Source organism: Acinetobacter sp. 12966, from assembly GCF_031196995.1.
Lineage (GTDB): Bacteria > Pseudomonadota > Gammaproteobacteria > Pseudomonadales > Moraxellaceae > Acinetobacter > Acinetobacter geminorum.
The window spans coordinates 143,968-169,187 of record NZ_JAVIMC010000136.1; the positions used below are offsets into that span (position 1 = coordinate 143,968).

General features: G+C 36.9%; 26 protein-coding genes. 16 read left to right on the forward strand and 10 right to left on the reverse strand.

All coding sequences use genetic code 11. From position 1 onward, the window contains the following. The first annotated feature begins 21 nt into the window (after positions 1-21). The 10 genes from RFW85_RS19590 (at position 22) to RFW85_RS19635 (ending at position 10,337) form a co-directional block, all read left to right on the forward strand. Positions 22-693 (forward strand): heavy metal response regulator transcription factor, encoded by a 672-nt coding sequence (locus tag RFW85_RS19590; RefSeq protein ID WP_005123675.1) that lies wholly within the window; start codon positions 22-24, stop codon positions 691-693. After that, positions 690-2,093, forward strand: coding sequence for a heavy metal sensor histidine kinase (locus RFW85_RS19595; protein ID WP_170249610.1), 1,404 nt, complete (start codon positions 690-692; stop codon positions 2,091-2,093). Before RFW85_RS19590 ends, RFW85_RS19595 begins: the two co-directional genes overlap by 4 nt. 96 nt (positions 2,094-2,189) lie before the next feature. Next, on the forward strand, positions 2,190-2,753 hold the full coding sequence (locus tag RFW85_RS19600; RefSeq protein WP_309171806.1) for a lipocalin family protein: 564 nt from the start codon (positions 2,190-2,192) through the stop codon (positions 2,751-2,753). 119 nt (positions 2,754-2,872) lie between these two features. Then, positions 2,873-3,844: an acyl-CoA desaturase gene (locus RFW85_RS19605; protein WP_170249609.1), complete on the forward strand. Its 972-nt coding sequence runs from the start codon at positions 2,873-2,875 to the stop codon at positions 3,842-3,844. After that, entirely contained in the window at positions 3,841-5,103 is a 1,263-nt protein-coding gene (locus RFW85_RS19610) for an NAD(P)/FAD-dependent oxidoreductase (RefSeq protein WP_170249608.1), read from the forward strand. The genes RFW85_RS19605 and RFW85_RS19610 overlap by 4 nt, the downstream gene beginning before the upstream one ends. Before the next feature lie 21 nt (positions 5,104-5,124). Then, complete coding sequence (locus RFW85_RS19615; RefSeq protein WP_170249607.1) at positions 5,125-5,916, forward strand: DUF1365 domain-containing protein; 792 nt, start codon at positions 5,125-5,127, stop codon at positions 5,914-5,916. Next, on the forward strand, positions 5,913-7,112 hold the full coding sequence (locus tag RFW85_RS19620) for a cyclopropane-fatty-acyl-phospholipid synthase family protein (RefSeq protein WP_170249606.1): 1,200 nt from the start codon (positions 5,913-5,915) through the stop codon (positions 7,110-7,112). Before RFW85_RS19615 ends, RFW85_RS19620 begins: the two co-directional genes overlap by 4 nt. 29 nt (positions 7,113-7,141) lie before the next feature. After that, the gene (locus RFW85_RS19625; RefSeq protein WP_170249605.1) at positions 7,142-7,921 is read left to right on the forward strand and encodes a DUF1295 domain-containing protein; all 780 of its coding nucleotides are present in this window, start codon (positions 7,142-7,144) and stop codon (positions 7,919-7,921) included. 8 nt (positions 7,922-7,929) lie between these two features. Beyond that, entirely contained in the window at positions 7,930-8,976 is a 1,047-nt protein-coding gene (locus RFW85_RS19630; RefSeq protein WP_170249604.1) for a cyclopropane-fatty-acyl-phospholipid synthase family protein, read from the forward strand. A gap of 32 nt (positions 8,977-9,008) precedes the next feature. Then, positions 9,009-10,337 carry a HAMP domain-containing sensor histidine kinase gene (locus RFW85_RS19635; RefSeq protein WP_170249603.1) on the forward strand — a complete coding sequence of 443 codons (1,329 nt, stop codon included), beginning with the start codon at positions 9,009-9,011 and terminating at the stop codon, positions 10,335-10,337. Here RFW85_RS19635 and RFW85_RS19640 read toward each other — a convergent pair. The 4 genes from RFW85_RS19640 to RFW85_RS19655 form a co-directional block, all read right to left on the reverse strand. Beyond that, a complete protein-coding gene (locus RFW85_RS19640; protein ID WP_170249602.1) occupies positions 10,325-11,029 on the reverse strand; it encodes a response regulator transcription factor in 705 nt (234 codons plus the stop codon). The genes RFW85_RS19635 and RFW85_RS19640 overlap by 13 nt on opposite strands. 17 nt (positions 11,030-11,046) lie before the next feature. After that, positions 11,047-11,541, reverse strand: a complete 495-nt coding sequence (locus RFW85_RS19645; RefSeq protein WP_170249601.1) for a chalcone isomerase family protein — start codon at positions 11,539-11,541, stop codon at positions 11,047-11,049. Continuing rightward, entirely contained in the window at positions 11,508-12,080 is a 573-nt protein-coding gene (locus tag RFW85_RS19650; protein WP_216076594.1) for a nuclear transport factor 2 family protein, read from the reverse strand. Before RFW85_RS19650 ends, RFW85_RS19645 begins: the two co-directional genes overlap by 34 nt. Before the next feature lie 164 nt (positions 12,081-12,244). After that, complete coding sequence (locus tag RFW85_RS19655) at positions 12,245-12,739, reverse strand: GNAT family N-acetyltransferase (protein WP_170249600.1); 495 nt, start codon at positions 12,737-12,739, stop codon at positions 12,245-12,247. 137 nt (positions 12,740-12,876) lie between these two features. Here RFW85_RS19655 and RFW85_RS19660 point away from each other — a divergent pair, with 137 nt between their 5' ends. The 4 genes from RFW85_RS19660 to RFW85_RS19675 all read left to right on the forward strand — a co-directional run bounded on the left by RFW85_RS19660 (position 12,877) and on the right by RFW85_RS19675 (position 16,837). Next, positions 12,877-13,566 (forward strand): aspartate/glutamate racemase family protein, encoded by a 690-nt coding sequence (locus RFW85_RS19660; RefSeq protein WP_170249599.1) that lies wholly within the window; start codon positions 12,877-12,879, stop codon positions 13,564-13,566. A 67-nt stretch (positions 13,567-13,633) separates the two neighbouring features. Next, a complete protein-coding gene (locus RFW85_RS19665) occupies positions 13,634-14,044 on the forward strand; it encodes a PH domain-containing protein (RefSeq protein ID WP_170249598.1) in 411 nt (136 codons plus the stop codon). Positions 14,045-14,113: 69 nt separating this feature from the next. Continuing rightward, positions 14,114-15,463, forward strand: coding sequence for a sorbosone dehydrogenase family protein (locus RFW85_RS19670; protein ID WP_170249597.1), 1,350 nt, complete (start codon positions 14,114-14,116; stop codon positions 15,461-15,463). A gap of 222 nt (positions 15,464-15,685) precedes the next feature. Continuing rightward, positions 15,686-16,837 carry a sterol desaturase family protein gene (locus tag RFW85_RS19675; protein ID WP_170249596.1) on the forward strand — a complete coding sequence of 384 codons (1,152 nt, stop codon included), beginning with the start codon at positions 15,686-15,688 and terminating at the stop codon, positions 16,835-16,837. A 39-nt stretch (positions 16,838-16,876) separates the two neighbouring features. Here RFW85_RS19675 and RFW85_RS19680 read toward each other — a convergent pair whose 3' ends face one another. Further along, positions 16,877-18,079 (reverse strand): MFS transporter, encoded by a 1,203-nt coding sequence (locus RFW85_RS19680; protein ID WP_216076593.1) that lies wholly within the window; start codon positions 18,077-18,079, stop codon positions 16,877-16,879. A gap of 137 nt (positions 18,080-18,216) precedes the next feature. Between RFW85_RS19680 and RFW85_RS19685 the strand changes: the two genes are divergently transcribed. After that, on the forward strand, positions 18,217-18,789 hold the full coding sequence (locus RFW85_RS19685; protein ID WP_170249595.1) for a TetR/AcrR family transcriptional regulator: 573 nt from the start codon (positions 18,217-18,219) through the stop codon (positions 18,787-18,789). Positions 18,790-19,238: 449 nt separating this feature from the next. Next, complete coding sequence (locus RFW85_RS19690) at positions 19,239-20,537, forward strand: dicarboxylate/amino acid:cation symporter (RefSeq protein ID WP_170249594.1); 1,299 nt, start codon at positions 19,239-19,241, stop codon at positions 20,535-20,537. 166 nt (positions 20,538-20,703) lie between these two features. Here the strand turns inward: RFW85_RS19690 and RFW85_RS19695 are convergent, their stop codons facing one another. From RFW85_RS19695 to RFW85_RS19715, 5 genes are all read right to left on the reverse strand, one after another. Continuing rightward, a complete protein-coding gene (locus RFW85_RS19695; protein WP_002119766.1) occupies positions 20,704-20,907 on the reverse strand; it encodes a hypothetical protein in 204 nt (67 codons plus the stop codon). Positions 20,908-21,265: 358 nt separating this feature from the next. After that, a complete protein-coding gene (gloB, locus tag RFW85_RS19700; protein ID WP_170249593.1) occupies positions 21,266-21,997 on the reverse strand; it encodes a hydroxyacylglutathione hydrolase in 732 nt (243 codons plus the stop codon). 151 nt (positions 21,998-22,148) lie between these two features. Continuing rightward, positions 22,149-22,844, reverse strand: a complete 696-nt coding sequence (locus RFW85_RS19705) for a methionine ABC transporter permease (protein WP_170249592.1) — start codon at positions 22,842-22,844, stop codon at positions 22,149-22,151. Next, positions 22,841-23,866, reverse strand: a complete 1,026-nt coding sequence (locus tag RFW85_RS19710; RefSeq protein WP_002119636.1) for a methionine ABC transporter ATP-binding protein — start codon at positions 23,864-23,866, stop codon at positions 22,841-22,843. The genes RFW85_RS19705 and RFW85_RS19710 overlap by 4 nt, the downstream gene beginning before the upstream one ends. 75 nt (positions 23,867-23,941) lie before the next feature. Beyond that, positions 23,942-24,814, reverse strand: a complete 873-nt coding sequence (locus RFW85_RS19715) for a MetQ/NlpA family ABC transporter substrate-binding protein (protein ID WP_170249591.1) — start codon at positions 24,812-24,814, stop codon at positions 23,942-23,944. Positions 24,815-25,220 lie beyond the last annotated feature (406 nt).

The following is a 25,220-nucleotide window of genomic DNA, read 5'->3' on the forward strand; positions in this document are numbered from 1 at the left end:
TTTCAAATGAGTCTCTACAAAATGCGTATCCTTATTATTGAAGACGAGATCAAGATCGCCACTTATTTGGTCAAAGGATTAAAAGAGTCTGGATATCAAGCGGAGTGCGTTCACTTAGGGCTGCAAGGTTTGGAAATGCTAAAGAGAGATCAATATGACTTGCTTATTCTTGACGTCATGTTGCCGGACATAGACGGCTGGAGCGTATTACAGGTCCTACGCCAGTTTTCAAAAATTCCGGTGATTTTCTTAACGGCGAAAGATCAGGTTATGGATAGAGTGAAAGGGTTAGAGTTGGGTGCAGATGATTACTTGGCTAAGCCTTTTTCCTATATTGAACTATTGGCACGCATTAAAAGCCTGTTAAGACGACAGCAATATCTGCAAGAAAACGAGCTGTCTATTAGTGATTTAAAGATGGATGTGGTTAGCCATAAAGTTTGGCGTAGTGGCAACTTAATTGAGCTGAGTAAAACCGAATTTAATTTGTTGCGTTATCTTTTGCTCAACAAAGAACAAATCGTGACACGCAGACAAATTGGTTCCGAAGTTTGGAACATTAACTTTGACACTGATACTAACTTTATTGACGTTGCAGTACGCCGTTTACGAAGCAAAATTGATGAGGGATATGAGCTAAAACTCATTCATACCATACGTGGCTTGGGCTATAAAATTTCGGTTAGCTTATGAACTTTAAACTTCTACGTTCTCTTGAAGTCCGTATTACATTACTGGTCACGCTTTGTTCTGCCTTAATTTTATGTTCCGTCGGCTTTATGACCTATTTAGGCATTAATCAAATTTTATTGAAGCAGCAAGATAAAGCTTTAGCAGACAGAATTAATCGTTTGGAAATTTTGCTGCAAGATAGCGAAAATGTAGAGCAAATTATTGCGCGGCCTAAGCTGTATCAAAACATGCTTGGCAATCAAGACAACTTATTTCTGCTTATTCATAAAGGCAAAAGTTTAATTAATATCAATCCGCTCCACATTCAACTGCCTGAACTTGCAAAGCGCGATAGTCTTCAATTTCAAGATTTAGTGAACAACTCATATCCAACGCGAATTGCTTGGAAAACCATAAAAATTAATGACGAGCCTTATCTACTCATTGCGGGTAAACAGTGGTCAGAACGTATCAATATTCTTTTACCTTTTCAAGAAAGTCTCTTGATGTATGTGGTCGGGGGCGTGTTTGCGATCTTTGTGCTTTGCATTTTAGTGTGTCATTTAGGTTTAAAGTCGCTACAACAGCTTCGCAAGCAAACTCATTCTATTAACGTAAATCAGCTACAGAAACGGTTAAACCTCCCCAATTCACCTTTAGAAGTTGATCTGCTTTCAAAAGATATAAACCACATGCTTGAGCGTATCGAAAAAGGCTATACACAGCTCAACCGTTTTTCTGAAGATATCGCACATGAGTTCCGCACACCTTTAAATAATCTGATTGGGCAAACCGAGATTGCTTTAACTGGCGAACGTTCGGTTGAGCAATATGAAGATTTGCTGGTGTCTCATTTAGATGACTACCACAGATTAAAACGCATGATTGATAGCATGCTTTTCTTGGCAAGAGCCGATCAGAAAATGGTGCTTGTAAATAAACAAGAAATAAATATCCAAGATGTTATTGATAGGTTATGCCAGATTTTTGAATATCAGGCCGAGGAACAAGACTGTCATTTTAGTTTTAACTTAGAAGCTCAAACATTATTTGCAGATCCTGAGCTTTTTCAAAGAGCCGTTTACAACCTGATTTTAAATGCGTTGGTTCACGGTGGTGACAAGCGAACTATTTATATCGCAACAAAACATAAGATGATTGAGCATAAGCAATGGGTGAGTTTGACTGTGGTAACTGGTGGGGTTTCAATTGCTGAACATCAACTTGAGCATCTTTTTGAAAGATTTTACCAATGCCATTCAAGTCGAAGTGATGAGAATCAAACAGGTGGATTAGGTTTGTCGATTGTTGCTTCAATTATGGATCTACATCATGGCCGCTATCGAGTTTATAACACGGTTGAGGGTGTGTGCTTTGAGCTTGATTTTCCAGTTGCAGATGCTCTAAAGAAATACAATTAAATCCTTATTAATGTTGCTTAATTTTTAGAATTCACACTTTGTTCACAGCCCTCTGACGTATGTTTAAACGTATGAAATAAACAGAAGAGGGCAATCATGAAATTATTATTTAAGTCACTCATCATCAGCAGTAGCCTTGCAGCGGTCAGTTTAATGCTTCCTTTGAGCACCTTTGCAGACACCAATACTAAACCTGTCGCTGTTGATTCTATTGATATTAATAAATACGCAGGTAAGTGGTATGAAATTGCGCATTTACCGATGTTTTTTCAGCGTGATTGTGTAGCCAATACAACTGCAAACTATTCTATTAACGCGGACAAAACCGTTGGTGTTTTAAATAGCTGTACGACAAAAAAAGGCGAAATGATCTCATCTGAAGGAGTTGCTTATCCGCAAAATGAAGGCAACAGTAAATTGAAGGTGAGCTTTTTACCTTCTGGTCTTAGATGGATTCCTTTTACAAAAGGCGATTACTGGGTTTTAAGAGTTGACCCAAATTATCAGGTCGCTTTAGTGGGTGGCCCAAGCCATAAATATTTATGGATTCTTTCTCGTAGCCCTCAACTTGATGAGGCGACATATCAATCTTATCTGCAAACCGCAAAAAGCTATGGCTACGACGTTTCTAAACTCGTTAAAACAACACAGTCTAAATAGTGAAATGCTGGTTGCGTAGATGCTTATATTTATCTCGTAACCGAGTGAACTTCACATAAAATTCATTGCGCATTTTCTAAATTAGAACCAAAAGAAATGCTTTAGATCAGGAAGAATCAATGTCTAAATTTTTTCTGCGCTGGATCGATAGCTGGTCAGATTCAGAAAATGCGCAAGTGGGTGCTTCTAGCGAATATGTCATTGAAAAGAAAATTCAATGGTTAAGAATTATTCCTTTTATTTTATTACATATCGCTTGTTTAGCTGCATTTTGGGTGGGCGTATCTTGGTTTGCTGTGATCTTCATGCTGGGGTTTTATTTTCTTCGCATGTTTGCAATTACTGCTTTTTTCCACCGCTATCTTTCGCATAAAACTTTTCAGACATCACGTATTGTTCAATTCATTTTTGTACTGATCGGAACCATGAGTGCGCAGCGCGGACCTTTATGGTGGGCAGCCCATCACCGTTATCACCATCACTTTACCGACACCGATCAGGACCCGCATTCAGCAAAAGCAGGCTTTTGGTATTCGCATGTAGGCTGGTTTTTAAATGAGCAAAATTTTGCTACTCGAAAAAAAGTCATTAAAGACTGGTTGAAATATCCAGAGCTAATTTGGCTAGATCGATTTAGTTTGCCTATTGTGATTTTGACGGCCTTAGCAATTTATGGTTTAGGTTCGTGGCTTGCACAACATTTCCCTGAGTTGGGCACCAATGGCTTACAACTTTTAGTGTGGGGATTTGTGATTTCCACTGTTCTATTAACACATGCAACCTTGTGTATTAATTCACTCGCTCATCGTTATGGTTCACGTGAGTTTAACACCCCAGATGATAGCCGTAATAACTTCCTACTTTCTTTAATTACCTTGGGTGAAGGATGGCACAACAACCATCATTTTTACGCAGGCAGTGTGCGACAAGGTTTTTATTGGTGGCAGATTGATATCACTTTTTATGTGCTCAAACTGATGTCTTTATTTGGTTTGGTGTGGGGGCTAAAGCCAGTACCAGACAAGGTTTATCAATATAAAAAGATTAAAAACCTATCGGTAGAAAAAATTGAAAACGGTGAAGTGTTATGAAAATTGCCATTATTGGTTCGGGTATATCTGGACTTTACGCAGCTTGGAGATTGTCAGAACAACATCAAGTCACTGTGTATGAAAAAAATAATTATTTTGGCGGTCATACTGACACTCACGAGCTAGAGATAGAAGGCACTAAAGTCGCGGTAGATAGTGGTTTTATTGTGTTTAATGACTATAACTATCCGTTATTTACCAACATGCTTAAAAAATTAGGCGTAGAAACTCAAAGCAGCGATATGAGTTTTTCTGTGAATAATCTGGTCAGTGGACTTCAATATAACCCTTCAAAAAAATGGTCGCTCTTTGCCCGTCCGCAAAACTTTTTAAACCGAAAATTTCTGCAAATGCTCTCAGATTTGCTGCGTTTTTATGATGACAATAAAGATATAGATGTGGCAGATATTGATCCTAATTTATCGATTGAAGAGTATTTGGACTTTCACAAATATAGTCATGAGTTCCGTTATGAACATCTTTATCCGATGTGCGGTGCCTTATGGTCGGCACCTGTTGAGAAAGTAGGACAAATTCCATATCGATTTGTGGTGAGCTTTTTTCAACATCACCGCATGTTGCAGTTAAAAGACCGCCCACAATGGCAAACAGTTAAACATGGTTCGGCAAGCTATATTCGTGCTATTCAAAAGAAATGCCGATCCATTGAGTGGAAATTTGCAGAAGTAAAAGCTGTGAGTCGTTCACCAGAAACTGTGTTGATCGAAACCGTTGAAGGGCAAGCCCAATATGACTGGGTGATTCTTGCAAGCCACGCTGACGATAGCCTAAATTTAATTAAAGATGCGTCAGAACTTGAACAAGAAATATTAAGCCAATTTGGTTATCAAGATAATCGAATGGTCGTCCATCGTGATCTTTCAATTATGCCTAAAAGCCGTTTGCAGTGGGCAAGCTGGCATGTACATGTAACACCAATTTCTCAAGTTCAAAACGATGAGTCCGACATACATTATGGTTTTACCTACTGGATGAACAATTTGCAGAATTTATCCTGCGCTACGCAAATTTTTTCTACTTTAAATCCGAATATGAAAATCAAAGCCGAAGACATCTTGGTTGAGCGGCAATACCGGCATCCCGTATTTGATGCAAAAGCGATTCAAGCTCAATCTCGTTGGCACGAAATTAATGGGCAAAATCGTACTTCATTTTGTGGAGCATATTGGGGCTGGGGCTTTCATGAAGACGGTGCCCGCAGTGCAGCACGAGTTGTTGAGCAACTCTTAGCGTTATAAGAATAAATAAGGAGCTTTCAAATGTTATTAAATAAACTTGCTATCGCTCCTGCGCTTATTCGTCATCGGCGTTATAGCCCTAAACCGCATGAGTTTACATCGACCTTAAATTATTTATGGTTCGATCCAGATCAATTAGTTGATATCACAAAAGATTGTTCACTCTGGTCGACGGATCATTGGAATGTATTAAAGCTATCTAAAAATGATTTTTTAAACATGTATCACGGTTCTATAAGAGACAGAGTAGAGAAAGCGATACTGCAAAATAATCACTTACATCTTCGGCCAGACTGGGAAATCCGAGTCTTGGCTTTGCCTCGTTGTTTAGGTTTTCGGTTTAATTCGGTCGTATTTTATTTTGTTTTAAATAAAGCCGGAAAACCGTTATTTATTCTTAGTGAAATCACCAATACCCCGTGGAATGAACGAAAAGTCTATATACATGACTGTATAAAACAACAAAGTCAGGTGGGTGATTATCAGAGTTTTGATTTTAACTTTGAAAAATCATTTCATGTTTCGCCGTTCATGCCCATGCAGTTGACTTACCATTGGCGATTTAGTTTTTCAGATCAGCAGAATGTCATTCACATGCAGCTTTTTGAAGAGCAAAAACAAGTCTTTGATGCCACTATGCGCTTTGAACTTGTGCCCATCACATTTCCTTCACAGCAATATCGATATGCTCTTATAAACAGCCTAGCGCCTTTTAAAATGTTGTTTTCAATATATTTAGAGGCATTTAAGTTGTGGCGAAAAAAAGTTCCATTTTATCGTCATCCTAAAAAGATCAAGGTAGATAAGACATGATAAAAACATTTCTTTATGGTGAAGATGACTCACTACCGTTACTGCTCAAGAGTCTTCTCAAACTACGTCATGGACAGATCACTTTTCAGGGCGCGTGGAATGGGACGGTCGGTGAAGTTTCAGACTTACATGCTGTGATTGAAGTTCGCAATCCTTTATTGATGGATCTTATTTTAAAAAATGGTGTTTTGGGAGCAGCAGAAGGCTACATTCGTGGTGACTGGAGCAGCGAGCACCTTGTCGAGTTGATTCAGATCTTGGCACGTAACCGAGCTGTATTGGACAAAATCAACCAGAATGTTATTGCCCAAGCGAGCCAGTTTTTTCTTAAAGCTTGGTATCAAAATCGAAAGAATTCTATAACTGGTAGCCGTAAAAATATTGCCGAGCACTACGACTTAAGCAACGACTTTTTTAAATTATTTTTAGATCCGTCTTTAATGTATTCGAGCGCCGTTTTTGAAAATGAAAACATGACCCTCGAAGAAGCATCTGATTTAAAAAAAGAGATCATTTGTAAAAAGTTAGATTTAAAACCACTAGATCATTTGGTTGAAATTGGAAGTGGGTGGGGTGGTTTTGCAATTTATGCAGCTCAACATTATGGCTGTAGAGTAACCACCATTACCATTTCACAAGCTCAATATGATGAAGCCGTTACTCGTGTAAATGAAGCTGGCTTGGCACATCGAATTGATGTGCAACTTAAAGACTACCGTTTGCTCGAAGGTAAATTCGATAAGCTGGTTTCAATTGAAATGGTTGAGGCGGTTGGGGCGCAATATTTATCGACATACTTTGATCAATGTAAAGCACTATTAAAACCGAAAGGGTTGGCATTTATTCAAGCCATTACTATTGAAGATTTCCGGTATAAAAAAGCATTAAATACAGTTGATTATATTAAGCGCTATATTTTCCCTGGTAGCTTTATTCCTAGCATAAGTGTATTAACTCAAACCGCCTCTGAGAGTGGTTTAAGGTTAAAAAATTTAAATGATATTGGTTTAAGTTATGCACAAACACTTCATCACTGGCGAGCGCGTTTTTTAGCAGCGCGGGAACAAGTATTGGCTCTAGGTTTCGATGAAAACTTCATTCGGATGTGGGATTTCTATTTATGTTATTGCGAAGGCGGTTTTAAAGAAGGCGTGATAAGCAATGTTCACTTGTTGTTTGAAAGTACCAGTTACTAAATCAAACAGCTCAAGTAAGGAGACTGCTCATGTTTTGGAATTTACTGATTCTAGATTTAATGATCATGTTGCTGAGCTGGCTACTTGCCACTATAAATGGCCGAGTTGGAATTGTAGATGCTGCATGGAGTTTCTGTCTGGCAGTAAACATTATTGTGTCTTCTTTACTCATTTCAGTTGCCCCAGTTGAAGTGCGTCTTTTTATCGGTATTTTTAGCGGCTTATGGTTTTTAAGATTATTTTGGCATCTGTTAAGACGTTATCAATCTGAACAAAAAGAAGATGGCCGTTACGCGAGCATGCGTAAAGCGATGGGTAAGTTTCAGCATATTGGCTTTTTATTATTTTTTATCTTTCAAACACTTTTAGTGCTTTTGTTCTTTTTGCCGATGTGGACGCTACTCAATGTAGAGGCAACTGAATGGAATAGTGGATATAAAGTCGCTTTAGTAATTGCAGCTGTCATCATGGCAATTGCTTTCATTGGAGAACAACTCGCTGATCAGCAATTATACCGATTTAAATTAAATCCAGATCATCATGGCAAAACGATGGATCAGGGTTTATGGCGTTATTCACGTCACCCCAATTATTTTTTTGAATGGTTACACTGGTTTGCCTATCCAATTATTGGTTTAGCGGCAGGCCAATATGTATTGTGGATTTATCCGTTACTGATGTGGCTATTTTTATATTACGTCACGGGTATTCCATTTAGTGAAAAACAAGCAATTAAAAGTCGCGGTCAAAATTATCTTGATTATCAACAAAAAACATCAATGTTTATTCCGCGAAAACCCAAAAAATAGGTGCGCATATGGATTTTATTGTTCATCAGTCTTTGAAAATTGTTGAAAGTGGTGTGATTCCAGATCATGCCATTCGAGCTGCAATTCGTGCTTTAAGTAAAAAGCGCTTAATTCAAGAAGGGCGTTATGACCCTGAACAATGGGCACAGCGCTATATGGATGTGCTTAATATGCTGAAACGGAGCGAAATCGCCGTTGAAACGGACAAGGCAAATGAGCAGCACTATGAATTGCCGACCGAGTTTTTTCAGGCAGTGCTTGGAAAAAGACTCAAATACAGTGCTTGCTATTTTCCAACTAAAACAACAACTTTAGATCAGGCAGAGGAGCTCGCACTTCAGCTTTACTGTGAAAGAGCACAACTTAAAAACGGCCAACATATTTTAGAGTTAGGCTGTGGCTGGGGTTCTTTAACTTTGTGGATGGCAGAAAACTATCCACGCTCACAGATTACTGCTGTTTCAAACTCTGCAACCCAGAAAAAGCATATTCTTGGGCAAGCAAAGTTGAAGGGTTTAACGAATCTTGAAGTGGTCACATGTGATGTGAATGTGCTCGAATTAGACCAAGATCAGTTTGATCGGGTTGTATCGGTTGAAATGTTTGAACACGTTCGTAACTATCAACGTCTTTTTGAGAAAATTCAGGGATGGTTGAAGGCAGATGGTCTACTTTGGTGTCATATTTTTTGCCATCGCTTTTTACATTATCCTTTTGAAGTAAAATCAGATTATGATTGGATGTCCAAGTATTTCTTTACTGGCGGTTTAATGCCTGCGACGTCAACTTTTTTGCATTTTCAAGAGCATTTAGAATTGGCTCAACAGTGGCAGTGGTCGGGTGAGCACTATATGAGAACGGCAAATGCTTGGCTTGATAACATGGATAACCAAGAAGTCGAACTGAAGCCACTGTTTAAAAAAATCTATGGAAAAGATGCCAATATTTGGTGGCAACGCTGGCGTATTTTCTTCATGGCTTGTGCTGAGTTATTTGGTTTTGAGCAAGGTCAAGAATGGGTCATTGGTCACTTTTTATTTAAAAAGCGATCATAGTAATTTCTATAGCCTATCCCGGCGATAAAGATATGATAAAAACTCGACATGATGGCAAAGCGAGTCATCCATTAGCCCAAATGTTCAACCGATATTACTGGTTGCAGATTGGTCTGATTGCATTATCGATCGTGGTCGGGTTGGCTTGTAGTGCTTGGGTAATTAAAGGCTCTTTACTTAAAACCGCTTTAGAACAGGAAATGGAGCATTACTGGTTACGCATAGAACGTAATCCAAATGCTGATTTACCAGATACTAAAAATTTATATGGATATCGGTGGAATACACAGGTCGCGCCTCAACCTTTTCGGGGCATGCATTTAGAAAGTGGCGTGCACCGAGTATTCGTTGATGGTAAAGAGCGAATGACGGTCTATGGTGAGCGTAATGGTCAGCATGTTCTATTGGTATTTGGCGAAAGTAATGTTAATAAACTGATCTGGTTATTTGGTCTTGCTCCCCTCATGTTCAGCTTATCTGTTCTATATAGCTTTTTGTGGTGGTCAAACCGAAGAGCAAGACGCTATTTTTCTCCAATTACACGTTTGGCGAATGCTTTAGAAAATATCGATTGGGCACATCAAGATACTCAGGCATCTCCTTTTAGAGATATTAATACCAATGGCAACATGGAAGCCGAATATCTCAAACAAGCTTTAGAAAAATATCATCAGGTTTTAAGTGATTTTATTCGACGCGAAAGAGAATTTACTGGAGATGTGAGTCATGAGTTACGCACTCCACTCACCATTTTGAAAGGTAATGTGCAACTGTGTCAGGCGAAATATGGAGACGATAAATCTTTAGTCCGTCTTCATAACACAATTGAAGATATGCAGCTGCTCGTTGATACCTTACTTGCGATTGCACGTAATACGGTACAGAGCTTGCCATCTGAGAAAAATTTATTATCCAAAACAGTAAGGGATTTAGTTGAAAGTTTAGAAGTGATGAGTGTGAGTAAAGGAATACATATTAGTATTCATCCAAACTCAGCTGAACAGCCACGCTGGTTATATCCTTCTATGACTCAAATGGTTTTAAGCAATATTTTACGTAATGCGCTTAACTATTCTCAAGGTTCACAAATCGACATTATTCAACAAAAAAACAGCCTGATTATTGCAGATAACGGAATTGGAATTTCTTTACCTAACGATGTAAAGGTGCAAGAGCTCAGCGACACACAACTTTCCATAAAGGCTAAAGGTCATGGCATTGGTTTGCAATTGGTACAAAAGCTTTGCAAGCAATTAGGATGGCGAGTTGAGCTGTTTGATCGGCAGTACTATTTAACCACTCATCCTGAACTCGATTTGGAGCCAACCACAGGCTTAATTGTTGTAGTCTATTTAAGTTGAGTCGCGGAATCTTCCAAAGCAATTTTTAAACCGACACCTGCTACTGTATGTAATAGTTTAGGATCAAAAGGTTTATCAACCATTTTTCTTAGGTTATAGATGTGACTGCGTAACGCATCGCTTTCAGGTTCTTCGTCTCCCCATAATTCCATCATCAGTTCTTGCTTAGTCACTACTTTTGGAGACTGGCGCATCAAAATTTTTAATAATTTAAATTGAATAGGCGGCAATTCGATATTATTTCCGGCACGAATAACTGTTTGGGTTGCGCTATCAAGAATTAAGTCATGAATCTGAATTTTATGATGAGTAACTTCGCCAGCTGCTCTTTTAATTAATGCACGAATCCGCATCACTAGTTCGTTAAAATCAAAGGGTTTTACTAAATAATCATCTGTTCCAGCGGTAAAACCTTTAAGTTTGTCATCTAAAGTATCTCTTGCTGTCAGCATAAGGACTGGAATATCAACGCCTTGTTCGGTGCGTAGCCAGTTACATAGGTCATAACCTGAGCCGTCGGGTAAGTTTATATCGAGCAGCAAAAGATGATAATGCTGCGATTTGAGAAAAGTCCGTGCAGCATCTAAATTACGCGCATGATCGATGATATAACCATGCACTTCAAGAAATTCGCAGACGGTTGCTGCAAGTTCAAAATGGTCCTCAACCATGAGGATAAAATGATTACCCATAAGATTTTATTAAGCCATTAATTTAATAATTGTTGTTTTAATTTAGCATTAAATGGTTCACTACCAAACCAGATTTTAAAATATTGATTTGCATTCGGATTGTTTAAAGAACCGAGTAGCTTCTGGTTTAATTTTAGTTCTAGTTTTTGATTTTCATGTTGGTAATACAAACTATATAAGTCTCCATTTTTGATGGGTCTATAAAGTTCATTAATATGATTAAGCGGAGATTTTGCATCAAATCCACTAATATTCTTTTTCAAATAATGGGTTGCTGCACGTTTAAAAGCCCACTCGGGAATATCGCGGTTATAGCTAAAGTCCATTTTGATGCTTTGACTCTGCCAATTTTTTAAGCAATCTTCAGCAAAGTAACTGACATTTCCCACTTTCTTACTCGTGACCATCAAAGGTGCTGAACTACATTTTTTCAGTTCAGCCGCGTTAGCTTGAGATACGATTAAGATTCCTAAAAATATCAAGATTCGACTTTTTTGAACGGCAATATCCATTTATATACTCCTCCAAATATGGGTAAAGAACGGTAAAGGCCATTCGCTGGATCCCAATAATCTTGCTGGAAAATAATTTTTTGTTGTTCATTAATCTTAATCTGACTAATTCCATAAGAAGTCATGGTTTTTGAACGACCTAGCATTTTAAAGTCATAGGTCATGTACCAATGGATATAGGCTGTATCTTGGTGATGAGTTGCACTAATGAGTTTTACCGTGACATTATTCACTCGGGCATTCATGCCTTCAAAATGCTTAATCAGATCTTTTTTCTGAGAGAACTGCGAAAGTGTATCGTTAATATAAAGCTGATCAGCGTAGAGATTGCCAGCATTGCTTATAAAGGAAGGGGTACCAAGCGTATTAAAGGCAGCAACAAAACGATTGCCGATATCTAACGCCTGTTGGTCATTTAATTCTATTCCAGTAATTTTTTGCTCGGCTTTACCGTAGTCATCAGAGTAGCTAGGCACACTTTTACACGCTGTTAAACCTATCAAGGTAATCAGCCCTAGGGCTGTAGTTATAATTTTCATGTCTATATCCGAGCCAACTTTATAAGATTAAATTAAAGAGCTGGTCGTGAAGTTTGCGTGAATTCTTATATTTATGATTTGGATTTAATGCTGGTTTCTTTGAGGCAAATAGATCTTCACTAACTTAAAGTTTTTTATAGTAATTTTATTTTTTATCAAAGAAATTACAGATCTTTTTTGAAAAAGATAACATCCATATTCATGTAACTAGATGAGTTTGTTTTTTCAAAACCAAGTTTATTTAATAAGTTGTGGGCAGGTAAATTATCTTTTTCTGAAAAAGCGATCACATGCTTGAAGTTTCGATTTTGCATGTCTTCTAGTAATTTAAGTGAAGCTTCAACAACATAGCCTTTATTTCGTTCACTTTTAATAAGTCTAAAACCTAGTTCAGCTTCTGCTTTGCCATCAACCTCACAAGTTTCAAAACCACAATAACCAATAATTTTATAGGTATCTTTTAAGACGATAGCCATTTTGCCAAAATTATGATTTTTATAGTGCTCCAAAATTTCTAAAAAACGATCAGTTGCTGCCTCAGTTGATAAGGCACCATGAGGTGAAAAAGCCATAAAATCTTTGTCTTGAAACATCTCCAACATAATAGGTAAGTTTTCTTCAAGGAATGGCCGTAAAATTAAACGTTCTGTTTCTAACATAGAGGTCTTATTAAATAGTTTAAAAAATTATAGCTTATAAGATGAATAATAATTCAATAAAGAAAGCAATTTTATTCTAGCTGCGCTTTACCGATAAGATATATAGATAAGTTTTGCATAAATAGAAGGATTCAATAATGAAAACAATCGGTTTATTAGGCGGAATGAGTTGGGAATCTACAGCGCTTTATTATCAACAAATCAATAAAATGGTTCATCGTAAATTAGGGAAATTGCACTCAGCTAAGGTCATTATTAATAGTGTTGATTTTGAAGAAATAGCAGCCTTGCAAGCAAAAGGCCTATGGCAAGAAGCAGGTGCATATTTAGCGGAGCAAGCACTAAATTTAGAAAAAGCAGGGGCAGAGTGTATTTTAGTGTGTACCAACACCATGCATAAAGTTGCTGCACAGATTGAAGATTCAATTACCGTTCCTTTCTTACACATTGCCGATGCAACAGCAAAAGAAATTTTGAGTCAAAACATTGGTAAAGTTGCACTGTTAGGGACAGCTTTTACAATGGAGCAAGATTTTTATAAAGCTCGATTGCAGGATTATGGAATTGATGTGGTTATTCCAAATGAAGCCGACCGAAAAATAGTCCATAGCATCATTTATGAAGAACTTTGTTTAGGTGTGATTAACCCCAATTCTCAGCAAAAGTACATCGCTATTGTAGAGAGGCTCATTGCTGAAGGAGCTCAAGGAATTATCCTAGGTTGTACCGAAATTTGTATGTTAATTGGTGAGCTTAAATTCTCGGTTCCTTTATTTGATACCACCACTATTCACGCAAAAGAGGCGGTAAGTTTTAGCTTAACTTGAGAAAATAAACTAAGTAAATGAGAATGAATAAATTATTAGAATTTAATATAGAAATGGAGGATAACTTTTGAAATTTAGATCAAAAATTGATTGGTGGCTTTTATTAATATTTGTTGTGATCACTGCCAATATCGTTATGAAAATTTATGAAGCAAATTATCATTATTCTTTAGCTTCAAATTTTCCTCACCTCGTCATTTATAGTTTAGTCATTTTGGTTATTTGGCTTCCCATCTTTAATACCTATTATCTAGTAGAAAACAATACCTTAATTATTAGGAGTTTAGTGTTTCGATGGAAAATTAATATTAATGATATTACTCGCATAGAACCTACTCATAATCCACTTTCCTCTCCAGCATTATCGCTAGATCGACTCAAAATTTATTATATAAAAAATGAAAAAATCGCAACGGTTATGATTTCACCAAAAAATAAAGAAGTTTTTTTGCAAGCGATAAACAAAAGACTCCATTAAAGTTGCTTGTTTAATTGCAGACATAAATTACGCTATTTCCATGACGACAAAAATAAATGGTGATAAATCATGACTAAACGTTTTTTACTGCCAATTTTTGGCACTACAGTTGTAGTTCTTGTTGCAGGATGTGCTTCATCCTCTCAATATCCAATTATCGACAGTTATGGGCCAGACCCAAAACTTCCTGAACCAAAAACAAGCCTATTACCAACCGTTAATATAGCCCCAGCAGAAGGTTGGCCAAATGGCGCTATGCCAACTCCAGCAGAAGGTTTAAAGGTCAAAGCATTTGCCAAAGGACTTGAACACCCGCGTTGGCTTTATGTGTTACCAAATGGCGATGTATTGGTTGCCGAAACAGATGCTCCGCCTAAACCAGAAGACAGCAAAGGTATTAAAGGTAAAATCATGTCTTTTGTGATGAGACGTGCAGGCTCATCTCACCCAAGTGCAAACCGTATTAGCTTACTTCGTGACACCAATGGAGATGGCGTCGCTGATAAGAAAACGGTATTCCTTCAAAACTTAAATTCTCCATTTGGTATGGCATTGGTTGGTAATAACTTATATATCGCCAATACAGATGCACTGGTGCGTTTTCCTTATCAGGAAGGTGAAACTCAAATTACGGCCAGTGGAACTAAAGTGTTGGACTTACCGGGTGGCCCTTTAAATCACCATTGGACCAAAAATGTAATTGCCAATCGCGAAGGTACAAAGCTGTACATTACTGTCGGTTCTAACAGTAATGTTGCTGAAAATGGTCTAGATCAAGAAAAAGGTCGCGCACAAATTACAGAGTTTGATATTGCAAGTGGTCAGTCACGCCCATTTGCAACGGGGCTACGTAATCCAAATGGTATGGCTTGGCAACCTCAGAGTGGAAAACTCTGGACGGTGGTTAATGAGCGCGATGAAATTGGTAGTGACTTAGTACCCGATTATATGACATCGGTTCAAGACGGTGCTTTTTATGGTTGGCCTTACAGCTATTATGGTCAACATGTTGATGTGCGAGTAAAACCACAAAATCCGGAAATGGTTGCTCGTGCAATTAAGCCCGACTATGCACTAGGCAACCATACAGCTTCTTTAGGCCTCACATTTTATACAGCCGAACTGATGCCACAATTTAGAGGAGGGGCATTTATTGGTCAGCATGGTTCTTGGAACCGTAAGCCTCACAGTGGTTATAAAGTCATTTTTGTACCATTTAGAAGTGGACAACCCTCAGGTCCACCGCAAGATATTTTGACTGGATTCCTCAGCGACAAAGGTAAAGCCTATGGTCGTCCGGTAGGTGTGGCAATTGATTTCTCAGGTGCTGTGTTAGTTGCAGATGATGTGGGCAATACGATTTGGCGTGTTTCACCAGTTGCTGAAACAACGTATGAGACTCCATATAAAAATAAATAGTTAGAATCTCATTTTACGACTTCATTATTTTTATCTTATTTAAACAGTATGAGATAAATAAATATTTTAAAATAACTAACTAATTTTCCCGAACTTTGGTGAATTAGTTAGTTTTCTTTATCTATCTATTTTTTAGTCTGAGTTAAATCTGTTTCTTTTTACAATTAATAATTAAATTTTGATAGCATTCGCGTTATACACAATAAGAATTGTATATGAATTATGACCGATCAATTAAGAGCAAAATTTGAAAATTTAGAACTTAACGCAGGTTTAGGGAAAATTAGCGCCTTTATTTCAATGTCACTCAGCTTACTTTGCTTATTTGGTGCATTATGTTTTTTATTTCCCAGTATATTAACCACTCCAGAACTCCGTCCTCTTTACGCAAAACACTATCACCTTTTTTATTATGGCCTGATCACAGGCATTGTTATTAGTGCTGGTTTCGGTGCTTTTAGTGCCATTATCCGTCAAAACAGATATGGGTTTTACGGGCTGTGTTTTTCACTTGTGGCAGCGGTTTTGGGTTGTGGTGTAATTGAAGCACCCGTTTTGCCAAGTGTACCGTTTTATGCAGGTATCGATTATTTTGTACTAACTTTATTTATTTTAGCGTTCATTTTTATTCCACTTGAAGGCTTTTTTGCTAAGAATCCTGAACAAAAAATATTAAGAGTAGGATGGGTGACCGATATGAAATATTTCATGGTCAGTCATATTGGGATTCAATTATTCAGCTTTTTAACGGTTATGCCAATTCAATATTGGATTACACATTTGCCCGATAATCCAATTGTACCTTACGTACAATCTCAGCCAATTTGGCTGCAATTTATTGAATTACTTATTGTGGTCGATTTTACGGTGTATTGGTTACATCGTGCCATGCATGAGGTTAATTTCTTATGGCGCTTTCACGCGATTCATCATTCGACTGAATATATGGATTGGTTAGCATCTTCTCGTTTGCATGTCATTGAAGTGCTCATGACTCGTTTTATTGCGACTTTACCGATTTTCCTGTTAGGTTTTCATACTTCAGCTGTTTTTGCTTATTTAATCTTTATTTCATTTCACGCTATTTTTATTCATTCCAATGTGCGTTTTCGTTTTCCATATTTGCGCTGGATTATCGCTACACCAGAATTCCACCATTGGCATCACTCTTCAGAAAAACCTGCGATTGATAAAAATTACGCTGCTTTTATTCCTCTATATGATGTCATCTTCAAAAGTGTATATATGCCAAATCATCTGGCAAGCGTGTATGGCACGGTAGGTTATAAAATTCCAAATAGTTTTATAAAACAATTTACCTGGCCATTTAAAAAGTATGTAAAGCGGTTTTTAAAACCTTGGCGTGAACAATGAAATAAAAAATAGCCTCAATAGAGGCTATTTTTTATAGGCTTATTTACTTTTAAAGTTTTTAAAAATCAGAAGAAGGGCAACAAGCGATAGTAAGATAATAAAACAAATATAACTATTTGCTGTATGCATGAGCCCAACTTTTCCAACAAAATAGCCAGCTAAAATTGCAGGAATACTAAATGCCAAGTAACTTTCAACAAAAAATGCAGCCATAAGACCTGCACGTTCTTCTGGTAAAGCTAGAGGCATTACTGTGCGGATTGCGCCCATAAAAGCTGTACCAAAACCAACTCCGGTAATAATAGAACCGAGAAATAAAACTACTGCACTTGTAAGATTAATTGCTAAAAATAAAACAGTTGAACCAATAGCAATTGAAAGAGTACCTGTTAATAAAATACGGTAATTTGTTGACTTTCTAAGCGTTAATATACCGGCTGCACCTGAGAGTGCTAGCGCCATGAAGGTGATTCCGTTTAACCACGCTGAAGATGTCTCGAAAATTTTTGCCAGTAAAGAGGGCATAAGTGATAAGAAGAAACCACTGACCATCCAAAGAGCAATATTAATCGGACTAATACTCAATAAAGCGCTTTTTGTTTGTGGCGGAATAGCCATATTGGGTTTTAAAGAGGCAAGTGCACCAGATCTTTTCTGGACTGTCTCTGGAGTAAAAAAACTTAAAATGAGTTCACAAATAAGAAGAAGGCACAAGAATTCAAAAACAAGCTGTAATGGTTGGGCAGAGAATTGCAAAATAGAACAAGTTAGAAATATACCAACAGCCATGCCGACCATTGGTGCGATACTATTAATAAGCGAACCCTGAAGCTTACTAAAATCTAAAATTGCTGCGCCTATAGCCGAGACAGCAAGCCCTGTTGCAATTCCTTGTAAGCCCCGTGCAATAAATAACATCGAAACATCTGAAGCAAATAAGAAAAAGCTCATCGAAATAATTTGCAGAAAAATGGCTGCAATAATGACAGGACGGCGTCCAATATAGTCAGACAAAGAACCAATAATCAGTAATGAACCCAGCAGAGTAAAAGCATAAGTTGCAAAAATTAAAGTCAAAGTGACAGGTGAAAATTGCCAAAGCTGTTGATATAGACGATAAAGTGGAGTCGGTGCACTAGACGCCGCCATAAAGGTCATGAGCGTGATTGTATTGAGTGTCAATGCACTTGCACTATCTAACTGAAAAACTGATCCAGACCGTTTTGAACTTGAATTGTTCATATAAGATGAATAACATAAAAGCGAATATTTAGCTTTTATACATTATTTTTACACTAAAGCAAATCCTTAGCTTTAGTGTGTTTTGTATATAAATATAAATATTTATAAATTTTTTGATCCCTTTACAGAGTTTATAAATGGCAAAAGTTGTTACTGGCTTACGTCCTGGTGGTCGTAGTGAAAGAATTCAAACTGCGGTGCATCAAGCGGTAAAAGAGCTTCAAAAAACCTTAGAACAGAGCCAAATTACCATACCGATGATTGCTCATGAGGCAGGAGTAACACCTTCAACAATTTACCGCCGTTGGGGGGATATTAATCAGCTATTTTCAGATGTAGCCCTAAATGAACTTAAACCCGATATGGAACCAAAAGATTTAGGTTCATTTCAGCTGGATATCACTGCATGGATTGAACAATATTTTGAGGAGTATTCTTCTGAAGTAGGGCAAACATTACTACGAGATGTACTATATACAACTGATTCTTCAAATGCTCGAAAATGTGAAACTCTAATTATTCAGCAACTCGATATTATTCAAGAAAGAGCTAAATCGCGTAATGAACCCACTATAAATAATGAAGAAATTATCGAGGCTGTTATTGCACCTATGCTATTTCGAATTTTATTCACTGATCGAGCTTTAAGCCTAGACTATGTTCATACTTTATTAGTACAGTTATTTAAAGCACATTCTGATTTTATTTAACAGAAAGCAGCATGTGAATCTAACTGTTTTTTAAAATATTTAAAATCTTATGTTGATTATAAAGTCATATATCAATTTTACTTATTATTTTTAAATTAAATCCCCATAATTTATAATTCATATGTTTTTTATAAAATCATTTATTTAATAAATGATGTTGCTATAAGGCATAATTAAGTATCTATAGCTGTTTTTGTGCCTAATTTTAATTAAAATATTTAATTTAAATAATAACTTATTGATAATTTATGTTGGATTTTTAATTTAAAAAAGGGGAGGGTGAGCATGATATTTATATGATTTATTACATGATTATTGAATTTTACATTTTTTAAATTTATAACACAGCCTGTTTTTTATTCTTTACAATGGCTTTTCCTTGATAAGGCGGCTTGTGGTGCGCGCTTTATATTTTATTTTTTTATCCCCATCGAAAAGGTATTTAGATAATGGATTTCAATACCCTTGACCAAGAAACGGTACAGAAAAAGCAGAAGTTTCACCAAATTTTGTATGTACAGGTCATCTTTGCAATTATTTTGGGCATTTTAATTGGTCATTTTTACCCAGAACTTGGCGAAAGTTTAAAACCGCTTGGTGATGCATTCATCAAGATCGTTAAAATGATTATTGCTCCCGTCATCTTTTTAACTGTTGTTACAGGCATTGCCAGTATGACAAACATGAGCCGAGTTGGCCGTGTAACTGGTAAAGCTATGCTTTATTTTCTTACCTTCTCAAGCTTGGCGCTTGTGGTTGGTATGGTTGTGGCAAATATTATTCAACCGGGTAAAGGTCTCAATATTGACCCAGCTACTTTAGTCAACGATAAAGTCAATACTTACGTTGAAAAAGCGCATGCGACAAATATTACCGACTTTTTTATGAATATTATCCCGCAAACGTTAGTCAGCCCTCTGGCTGGTGGCGAGATTTTGCAGGTTCTATTTGTAGCGGTGTTATTCGGTATTTCGTTAGCTGCATTGGGCGACCGTGCACGTCCGATTACTGATTTCTTAAATAACTTAACAGCGCCTGTTTTCTACCTTGTTGGTATGTTAATGAAGCTTGCTCCAATTGGGGCTTTTGGTGCAATGGCTTTTACTATTGGTGCATATGGAATCGAATCGATTGGTAATTTATTACTGTTAATTATGACGTTCTATATTACTGCTGTGTTGTTTGTCATCGTGATCTTAGGAGCTGTAGCTCGTTATAACGGCTTCTCAATTATTCATTTAATCCGTTATATCAAAGATGAACTTTGGCTGGTTTTAGGGACAAGTTCTTCTGAAGCAGCTTTACCATCTTTAATGGATAAAATGCAAAAAGCAGGTTGTGAAAAATCGGTGGTAGGTTTGGTGATTCCAACAGGGTATTCATTTAACCTTGATGGTACAAATATCTATATGACTATGGCTGCTCTGTTTATTGCCCAAGCGTGTAACGTAGACTTATCCATTAGTGAACAAATTGCCTTACTTCTTGTGGCAATGGTAAGTTCTAAAGGTGCAGCAGGGGTGACGGGTGCAGGCTTTATTACTCTGGCTGCAACTCTATCGGTTGTACCAGCGGTTCCTGTAGCAGGTATGGCTTTAATTCTTGGTATTGACCGTTTTATGTCTGAGTGCCGTGCATTAACAAATTTAGTTGGTAATGCTTGCGCAACAATTGTTGTAGCACGATGGGATAAAGCTTTAGATAAAGATCTCTTAGACAAAGCTTTAAAGAACCCTAAAGCACAATAATCTTATAAAAAAATCTGTAGCAGAGGGCAATTTGGGAGAGTAGCCCCGCTACAGATTTTTTGTTTAATATCTAACAATATATTTTAATTAAACCATTCTAAAGTTCTGCAATATTACTTATCTTTCAAAAAAGACAATACTGTAATTAAAATCGAGTCGTAAAAAATTATGCTTTTAAGTGATCCTCAAATTCTTCACCTAATTGCATCGCTAATGAATTACCTGCTAAATCACAGGTCACTAAACCATATTCTTTTTTAAAACTAAAAGTAAAACCTTTTCCATCAGCAAGATTTTTAACTGAATACCCTAACTTTTCTAACCAAATACGAAACGCAATCAAATTTTTAGCTTTAACAACCTTTTTCACGTGAGAACTCCTTCTATCCGTGGCATTACATCTCATTTATTAATAGGGTTTTAATTAGATTTTTTAAAGGGGGAAAACTTTGTTTTATTTTGCAACTTGTAAAAAAAGTAAAATAGAGAAAGAAATATTTTTAATTTTATAAAAATATGAGGGTGTTATGTAACTAAAAAATAATAATTTTTTAGTTAAGGTGTTGTTTGTTTGAGCATTGTTTAGAAAATATGGAATGAATAATATTTTTTAAATAAGGACGAAATTAAAATAAAGTAAATGTAAAAAATAATTACGATCAACAACCCTATGCAAAAAAGATACAGTTTTTTAAATGAAACTGTATCTTTGTATAAGAAGCTTAATTTTAAAAATTATCTTTAAGTGACCGTAGGTAAGCAAAGTCTTCAGCGCTTTCTGCACGAAGAAAAGGATTGGTTGCTAATTCGAGTTCAATGGTACTTGGTAGAGTGATTGATCCTTTATTACGTAGCTCACGGACTTCTTCAACTCGTTCAGATAAGGCGTGGTTATGTGGCTCTACCGTTAAGGCAAATTCGGCATTTGAAAGGGTGTATTCATGCGTACAATAAACTTTGGTTTGTGTTGGTAATGCTGCTAGACGGCTCAGTGAGTGATACATTTGTTCAGCCGTACCTTCAAATAATCGACCACATCCCATTGCAAACAAAGTGTCACCGCAGAATACAGCTTCTAACTCTTCAATAAAATACACAATGTGCCCTAAGGTGTGACCTGGGGTCGCAATAACCTCTACTTTTAATTCATTAAACTTTAGATGGTCATTGTGCCGTAAGGGGTGAGTAATTCCCGGAATCTTTGTGAGCTCATCACGTGGACCATAGACAGTAATATTTTGGGCAGCCGATAAATCCGCAACACCACCGATATGGTCTTTATGCCAATGAGTAAGCCAGATTTGCTTTAAAGTGAGTTGATGATTTTGACAAAATTGAGTAACAAGTTCAGCTTCTGTTGGATCAACTGCAACAGCCTCTTGGGTTTCAGTATCTTCTAAAATCCAGATATAGTTTTGGAGGGCATTCTGTACATCAATAAAATGAATTCTATAACGCATTGTTTTATCCTAAAACCAAATCCAAAGAGTAAATAATCACTGTTTTTGATAATAACAGAAAATGGTATTAAGCCACTCACTCAACCTTTTAATGAAAATGACTTATATAAAACAAAAAAGCCCCCATTTAGGGAGCTTTTTATATGAGTAATTAACGGATCTTAGAGAGCCAGTTACCTAGCGTCTGTACAATCTGTACTAAGAGCAATAGGACGATCACTGTTAAAATTACAACGCTTGTATCAAAACGTTGATAACCATAAGAGATTGCTAAGTCACCAATACCACCTGCGCCAACTGCACCAGCCATTGCTGTTGCACCAATCAAACTGATTGCCGCTGTCGTTAGGTTTAAAATGAGTGAACTGCGTGCTTCTGGCAAAATAAAGCGATAAATAATTTGCCAAGGTGTAGCACCCATCGCCTGAGCAGATTCAATAATTCCTTCATTTACTTCGAGTAGGGAAGTTTCAATCAAACGTCCCATATATGGACCAACGTAAATTGTTAAAGGAACAATCGCTGCCCATGTACCAATTGAAGTACCTACCAACAACTTGGTAAGAGGAATCACTGCAATAAGTAAAATAATAAATGGGAGAGAGCGTAACGCATTTACAATTGGGTTGAGTAAATGATAGACGAATCTATTTGGCAAAATACCTTCTGGGCGAGTTACAAGCAGGATAACCCCTTGAATGAAACCCCAAATACCACCAAATAAAAGCGCAAAAAACACCATGTGAAATGTTTCTTGTAGAGCTGTTACAAACTGGTCAATTGAAAGAGAACTGTGCCAGAAAGGTTGAGTAAGTTCAGTTAACCACTGTACGATTAAGTCTCTCATACTTGATCTCCTGATTGAACTACACTCACTTCATTTTTCTCTAAAAACTCGATAGCCTGCTTAATCAACTGAGGCTCACCTAGAAGCTGTACAAACATTTGACCAATGACAGTACCATTAATTTCAGTCATGTTAGCGAATAAGATATTTAAACTAATATCAAATTGTTTAATCAGTGACTGAATCACAGGTTCCTGAGCAGAACGGCCCAAAAACTGTAAACAGTAGATGCTATGGTGATGCTGATTTTCGAGTTGATTTAAAATATTCACAGGCAACTGTTGATGTAAAACAGTTTGTATAAAGTTTTTAGTCGTCGGATGTTGGGGATTACTAAAAATATCAATAGTTGAACCTTGTTCAATGACTTTTCCAGCTTCCATCACAGCTACATGGTCACAAACAGTTTCAATGACATCCATTTCATGGGTCACCATAACGATTGTGATTTTTTGCTCTTGATTGATTTTCTTGAGTAACTCTAAAACAGACTTGGTTGTTTGCGGGTCTAGGGCAGAGGTTGCTTCATCACACAAAAGAATTTTTGGATGATTTGCCAAAGCACGAGCAATACCAACACGTTGCTTTTGGCCGCCAGAAAGTTCATCAGGATAAGCATCTTTTTTATGCTTAAGATCAATGAACTCCAATAATTCATTTAAGCGCTTTTCACGTTCTGCTTTATTGTAATTCAGCAGACGCATTGGCATTTCGATATTTTCAGCAACCGTTTTGGTTTGTAGCAAATTGAAGTGCTGAAAAATCATACCAATATTTGCACGTTCCTGACGTAATGAACGCGCATCCAAAGCAGTGAAGTCCTTTTGATTAATGATAACCTGACCTTCATTTGGTCGTTCAAGTAAGTTAATCAGGCGGATTAAAGTACTTTTACCTGCACCACTATAGCCAATAATACCAAAAATACTCCCTTCAGGAATTTCCAAATTAATTTGGTCCAGAGCTCGTATGGTTTGGCCTTTAAGCTGATAGTGCTTTGAAATGTTTTTAAATTGAATCATGTCGTCAAAAACTATGCTGAAAAGAAAAAACAGGCAAAGAGTTTTTGCCTGTTTCGCGTTGCAGCTATTATATTACTATTTAGCTTCTGAGAGATAGCTGATTGGTTTATCTACATCAACTTTTGTTCCACCAAAGTGTTCTTCAACGTATTTTTTAACAGCTGGAGTGTGATAAAGCTTACCAACTTTTTGCAAGACAGGATCATTTTTACGTGATTCAGCAGTTGCCAGAACGTTGATACTAAGTTTTGTGGTTTGATCCACAGGTTCAAAGAAAATAGAATCTTTGAGTACGTTTAAACCGCCTTCGATTGCTAAGCTGTTACCTAATGCAACAGCATCAACTTCATTTTTAAGACGTAATACAGTTTCCATTTTGATTGGTTTGATATCGACCTTTTTAGGATTTTCGATAACATCAATCGGACTGCCCTGAATAGGATTAAAGTCAGATTTAAGCTTGATTAAGCCAGCAGTTTGTAACAAGAGTAAAGCACGGGCTTCGTTGGCAGCATCATCTGGGATTGCAATAATTGCACCTTCAGGAAGCTCTTCAATTTTCTTGTACTTACTTGAATAAATACCCATTGGCTCAAGATAAGTGGTAGAGACAGCTGCAATCTTATCCGGGTTTGAATTATTAAATGCAGTAAGATAAGAATAAGATTGGAAAGCGTTCAAATCTACTTCTTTATTTGCAATTGCTGTATTCATTGAAACATAGTCTGAGAAGTTTTTTACTTCTAACTTCAGTCCTGCAGCTTGGGTTTCAGGTAAAGATGCAATGTAACGCCATATGTCAGCATCTGAGCCGGTAGAGGCAATTACTACCTTTTGTACTTTAGAACTATCATTGTTTTGTTCGGCTTGTTGAGCATTTTCTTCTTTACTGCATGCTGTCAATAATACTACTGACATACTTAAAAAAAGGCTGATCAGCTTTTTCATTTAAAAAAGTCCTGATTAAGATATAGAACAATAACGATTGATCTATATCAATATGAAAAGAGAGGAGTTGGAATTACAACTAGTCTAAACTCTGTGATCTTTTTCTGGGGTTCCATAATTTGCTTGCATTTTGGCTATAACAGAGGGTAATTGTTTAATAAACAAAAACTGTTTCCCCAAACAGTTCATCCCCAACAGTAGCCAAACGAGCATTCATAAATTTAGAATATTAAAAAACTCTCTACAGGCATAATTTGTAGAGCAAGTCTTTATGGAAATTATTAAAACAGCAGTGTCTGATGACAGTTACAACTTTGCCTTAATGATAGCAATAAAAATGTAGTTGATATAGAGGGCTTTTTTCTATTTGTAGATATCTTAATTAATCTTATAAAAAAATTTATAT